Source organism: Nodosilinea sp. LEGE 07298 (assembly GCF_015207265.1).
Lineage (GTDB): Bacteria > Cyanobacteriota > Cyanobacteriia > Phormidesmidales > Phormidesmidaceae > Nodosilinea.
This window is the reverse complement of the sequence record NZ_JADEXE010000421.1, coordinates 1-4,621: the sequence shown is the minus strand read 5'-3', so window position 1 is coordinate 4,621 and position 4,621 is coordinate 1. Positions and strand designations below refer to the sequence as shown.

5 protein-coding genes are annotated in these 4,621 nt (G+C 59.5%); 1 reads left to right on the top strand and 4 read right to left on the bottom strand.

The genetic code is table 11. The features are described 5' to 3' along the window. Window positions 1–87: 87 nt before the first annotated feature. The 3 genes from IQ273_RS30820 to hemB form a co-directional block, all read right to left on the bottom strand. The gene (locus tag IQ273_RS30820) at window positions 88–852 is read right to left on the bottom strand and encodes a metal ABC transporter ATP-binding protein (RefSeq protein WP_194026903.1); all 765 of its coding nucleotides are present in this window, start codon (window positions 850–852) and stop codon (window positions 88–90) included. An 11-nt stretch (window positions 853–863) separates the two neighbouring features. Then, window positions 864–2,015, bottom strand: coding sequence for a metal ABC transporter solute-binding protein, Zn/Mn family (locus IQ273_RS30815; RefSeq protein WP_194026902.1), 1,152 nt, complete (start codon window positions 2,013–2,015; stop codon window positions 864–866). A 114-nt stretch (window positions 2,016–2,129) separates the two neighbouring features. Beyond that, complete coding sequence (hemB, locus tag IQ273_RS30810; protein WP_194026904.1) at window positions 2,130–3,140, bottom strand: porphobilinogen synthase; 1,011 nt, start codon at window positions 3,138–3,140, stop codon at window positions 2,130–2,132. 103 nt (window positions 3,141–3,243) lie between these two features. On the opposite strand from hemB, the gene IQ273_RS30805 reads away from it, so the two are divergent. Next, window positions 3,244–3,675 carry a Fur family transcriptional regulator gene (locus IQ273_RS30805; protein ID WP_194026901.1) on the top strand — a complete coding sequence of 144 codons (432 nt, stop codon included), beginning with the start codon at window positions 3,244–3,246 and terminating at the stop codon, window positions 3,673–3,675. 72 nt (window positions 3,676–3,747) lie between these two features. On the opposite strand, the gene IQ273_RS30800 is transcribed toward IQ273_RS30805, so the two are convergent. Next, window positions 3,748–4,621 (bottom strand): WD40 repeat domain-containing protein (locus IQ273_RS30800; protein ID WP_194026900.1); only part of this gene is annotated, 874 nt, incomplete at its 5' end.

Below are 4,621 nucleotides of genomic sequence, written 5' to 3'. Positions count from 1 at the left end.
GGCATGGGGGGTTTGGGGTTTACGGTTTACGGTGCAAGGTTTAAGGTTCACGGGTTACGGTTCGCACCTTGCACCTTGAACCCTTCTTCAATGCTGATGTCGATATCGCACAAACTCCGACCCATATACCGAAACCAGATTGTCGGGCGACAGCGCATAGTCTGGGGTGCCCTGGCAGCGGAGGGAGCGGTTGAGGCAGAGGACGCGATCGCAGTGCTTACGCACCATATCCAGGTCGTGGGAGATTTGCAGAATGGCCCAACCCTGGTCTTGTTTAAGCTGGTAGAGCAATTGGTAGAACTCCGCTTCGCCTAAAGCGTCAAGACCGGCAGGGGCTTCATCGAGAATTAGCAGGCGGCGGGGGCGCACTAGGCAGTAAGCGAGCAGAGCCCGCTTCATTTCGCCGCCGGAGAGGCGGGCAATGGGCTGTGAACCTAGGTGCAGGGCATCGACGCGATCGAGAGCCTGGCGGACGGCAAGGCGACGGGAGTAGTGGTTGGCCCAGGGCAACTGTGGCCCCAGGTCGTCCCAGCCGAGGGCAACGAGTTCGTTGACGGTGATGGGGATGCGGCGATCGAAGAGAAAGTTTTGGGGCAAGTAGGCGATCTGCTGCCGCACCTTCCCTAGCAACACTCCCCTGGGGCTGAGGGCGTGGCCCATGAGCACCACCTCTCCCGCCCGACGGGGCAGAACGCCTAAAATGGCCTGAATTAGCGTGCTCTTCCCGGCACCGTTGGGGCCAACGATGGCGGTGTCGGTGCCTGCTTCGAGGGTAAAGGAGACATCCTGCACGGCGGCGTAGTTGTCGCGGTACACCGTCAGCCCCTCAACGGCCAAAACTGCTGTGCTCAAGGCCGCCCCTCCTAAAACCGCAGACCCACAGGCACCACGGCCAGGGGCTGAGGCGCTTGAGTGGGCCACAGCGGCAGCCAAGACTGCTGGGTAGAGGTCTCAAAGGATGCCGCCAGGTTAGCAGCATTTTGGCGCATGGTATTCAGGTAGTACTCAGGCTGTACGGCCTCGGGGCCGCCCACTTCAATCGGGTCAAACATCCCCACTTGAACGCCCATATCTTTGGCAATGGCACCGAAGGCATCCTCCCCAGCGGTGGGCTCTGTCAGAATGGTTTTCAAGTTCGACGCTTGCACCGTATCCATCACCCGCTTCACATCCTCAGGGGCCGGGCTGACCGTGGGCACGTCTACCAAAAATTCTGCTGCCAAGCCATAGCTCTCAGCAAAGTAAGGGGCAAAGTCGTGGAAGGCTACAAAGGTCTGTCCCGCAAAGGGGGCCAGTTGTTCCGTAATCTCCGCATCCAACGCCTCTAACTCGGCAATAAAGGCCGCCGCATTGGCGGTATAGATCTCCTCGCCCTCGGGGTCCACGGCAATCATGCCGTCGCGAATGTTTTCCACTTGCTGAATGGCCCGCTTGGGGTCGAGCCAGACGTGGGGGTTGTTTTCACCGTGGTGGTGGTGCCCAGCCTCCTCATGCTCATGATCGGCGGCAGTTGCCCCAGCCTCCTCCTGATCATGATCGTGGCTGTGATCATGATCGTGGTCATGGCCGTCATCGTCAGCCTTGCCGTGACTGTGGCCCTCCACCGCTTCATTCGCCAGCACCGCAATCCCCTCGCTAGAGTCAATGATCACCAGGTCTGAGTTCTCGGCATTGGCGATCAGGTCATCCAAAAAGAACTCCATCTCCAGGCCGTTCTTCACTAGCACATCGGCATTAACTAACGCCTGCACATCAGCCGGGCTAGCCTGAAAATCGTGGGGGTCTACGTCGGTCGGCATCAGAGGGATAACTTCGGCGCGATCGCCCACCACCGCATTGGTAAACTGCGTAATCGGCAAAATTGTTGTCATTACCGTCAAGTCCGTTGCGATCGCACCATCGGGCGCTTCAGTGTCGGCAACATCTGTAGTGCCTGAAGCGCAGCTACCCAAGGCAACGGCCACGGAAGAGGCGAGTAGCAAGGCCGTTCGACGGAATGGAAAAAGTTGGGGCATGGGGAAGCTCCTGAAAGGGTATGCGGTTTACGGTTAGCGGTTAGCGGGGGGAAGAGGGGTATATGGTTTACGGCTTTCGGCTTGTGGAGGAAAGAGGGCTACACCGCTCACCTCTTACCGTTCACCGCTCATCGCCTTCGCCGCATCCTTAGCGAAATACGTCAAAATCACATCTGCTCCGGCGCGTTTGATGCTGGTTAGGGTTTCGAGCATCACGGTCTTCTCGTCGATCCAGCCCTGGGCGGCGGCGGCTTTGACCATGGCGTATTCGCCGCTGACGTTGTAGGCGGCGACGGGTAGGTTGGTGTGCTGTCTGATGCGGCAGATAATGTCGAGGTAAGCCAGGGCGGGTTTGACCATGACGATGTCGGCCCCTTCAGCAATGTCGAGATCGACTTCTTTGAGTGCTTCGGCGGCGTTGGCGGGGTCCATTTGATAGGTCTTTTTGTCGCCAAACTTGGGGGCGCTTTCTAGAGCGTCGCGGAAGGGGCCATAGTAGGCAGAGGCATACTTGGCGGAGTAGGCGAGAATGCCGACGTTGATCCAGCCCTCGGCGTCGAGGGCCTGGCGAATGGCCCCAATGCGGCCATCCATCATGTCGGAGGGGGCAACCATATCGGCTCCGGCTTCGGCGTGGGCCAGGGCCTGCTTGACCAGCACCGCCACGGTTTCGTCGTTGAGAATTTCGCCATCTTCCACAATGCCGTCGTGGCCCATGCTGCTGTAGGGGTCGAGGGCGACGTCGGTAATCACCAGCAGTTGGGGGAAGGCCTGCTTGATGGCGCGTACGGTCTGGGGAATCAGCCCGGTGGGGTTGTAGCTCTCGGTGCCTGCGTTGTCTTTTTGGGCGTCGGGGATCAGGGGGAAGAGGGCGATCGCACCCAACCCCAGCCCCACTACCTCCTGAAGTTCCTCCAGCAGCAGATCCAGCGAATAGCGAAAGCAGCCTGGCATGGAGGCTACCTCCTGCCGCTGCCCAGTCCCCTCCATCACAAACAGGGGATAGATCAAGTCATCTACAGTCAAACGGGTTTCGCGCACTAGGCGGCGCAGACCCTCAGTGCGGCGCAGGCGACGGGGGCGGTGTACCAGAGGCAGTTCGACATCTGACGCAGCATCAGCCATATCCGCCAGTGGAACAGGTGAGGGAGACAGAACCATAGTCTTGCAATATGATAATGATTATCATTCCTGAGTATCCTACCCTATCTTGCTGTGGATCGCGACCATGATTTTGAAACAAGATGCTGAAAGTCCTGCTGAAGCCACCTCAAAGGGGCCGCCAAAACCGCGCTTAACCGCAGGGCAACAGTCGGTATTAGACGTATTGCAACATCAGTCCCAGCCTTTGTCGGCCCAGGCGCTCCATGGCCTGATGCGCCGCCAGCAGCCCATCGGTTTGGCGACCATCTACCGCGCCTTAGATGCGCTGAAGCTGCTGGGGCTGGTGCAGCATCGGGTGACGCTGACCGGGGAAACCTTGTACAGCGCCGTGGAGCATGACCACCACTACCTCACCTGCTTGCAGTGCGGCGTCTCAGTGCCCGTCGATACCTGCCCGGTGAAAGAACTAGAGGCGCAGCTCCAGGGAGCAAGTTCGTTTCGGATTTACTACCACACGCTGGAATTTTTTGGGGTCTGCGATCAGTGTGAGGTGTGACGGACGGTATACGGCTGGCGGTATAGGGTATACGACTTTGAGCCTTGTACCGTGTACATTGCACCGTCCCCCTTACCCAAATCCCTTCCCCGTCATCACTCGCGCCCATACCATGACCTCACCCCCACAGCCTCCCGCCGCCAGGTACTTGCCCTGGGGCGACCAGGCCAGGGTCGAAAACCCGTCGGCTGCTCCTTCGAGAATTTGGGCCGCCTGGGTAGACTGCTGCCAGAGGCAAACCCAACCATCTTTAGCGGCGGTGGCCAGCAGGGTTGATTGGGGCTGAAACGCCACCGCTGTGACCGGAGCGCTGTGCAGATCTAGCAGATGTGATGTCCAGCCCTCACCGGCATCTTCAGCTTTGGCCCATACCACGACACCCTCGGCGCTAGCAGAGGCCAGCAGTGGTGAACCCGCCTGTACGGCAGACCAGGCCAACTGCCGCACCTTACCCGGAAACCCCTGCATTTGCCAGGGATAGGGGTTGTCCCATTCCCATACCAGCAGGGTGCGATCGTTGTTGCCTGAGGCCAGGTATTGCCCGTCGGGAGAAATGGCGAGCGCACCACTGGCTCCTGCGGTTTCTCGAATCTCTGGATCGTCGTACCAATCGTCTCGCCGCCAGGTCTTCACGCTCAGATTGCCCGCCAAGATTAGGTAGTCGCCGCTGGGGTGCCAGGCCAAATCCAGCACCGACGACGCCTCATACGCTGGCGTTGCCACCACCGATTGATCGACCGCATCCCAAACCTGGGCATAGCGTCCCAGGCTAAAGGCCAGCTCTGGTAAGCGGGGGTGCCACCGCAGGCGATCGACCCAAACTCTGGGGTTCTCTAGCTCAGTCAGCCGTTCAGCCGCGTCTGCCGCCAGCCGCCAAATCGACACAGTACCCGATTGCCCCCCCGCCGCCAAGAATTTTCCATCAGCGGAAAATGCGATAGCATCC

What these genes read in the sequence shown, in the direction of transcription:
- IQ273_RS30815 (WP_194026902.1), bottom strand. Translation starts at nt 2,015, where the DNA reads ATGCCCCAACTTTTTCCATTCCGTCGAACGGCCTTGCTACTCGCCTCT.
- hemB (WP_194026904.1), bottom strand. Translation starts at nt 3,140, where the DNA reads ATGGCTGATGCTGCGTCAGATGTCGAACTGCCTCTGGTACACCGCCCC.
- IQ273_RS30805 (WP_194026901.1), top strand. Translation starts at nt 3,244, where the DNA reads ATGATTTTGAAACAAGATGCTGAAAGTCCTGCTGAAGCCACCTCAAAG.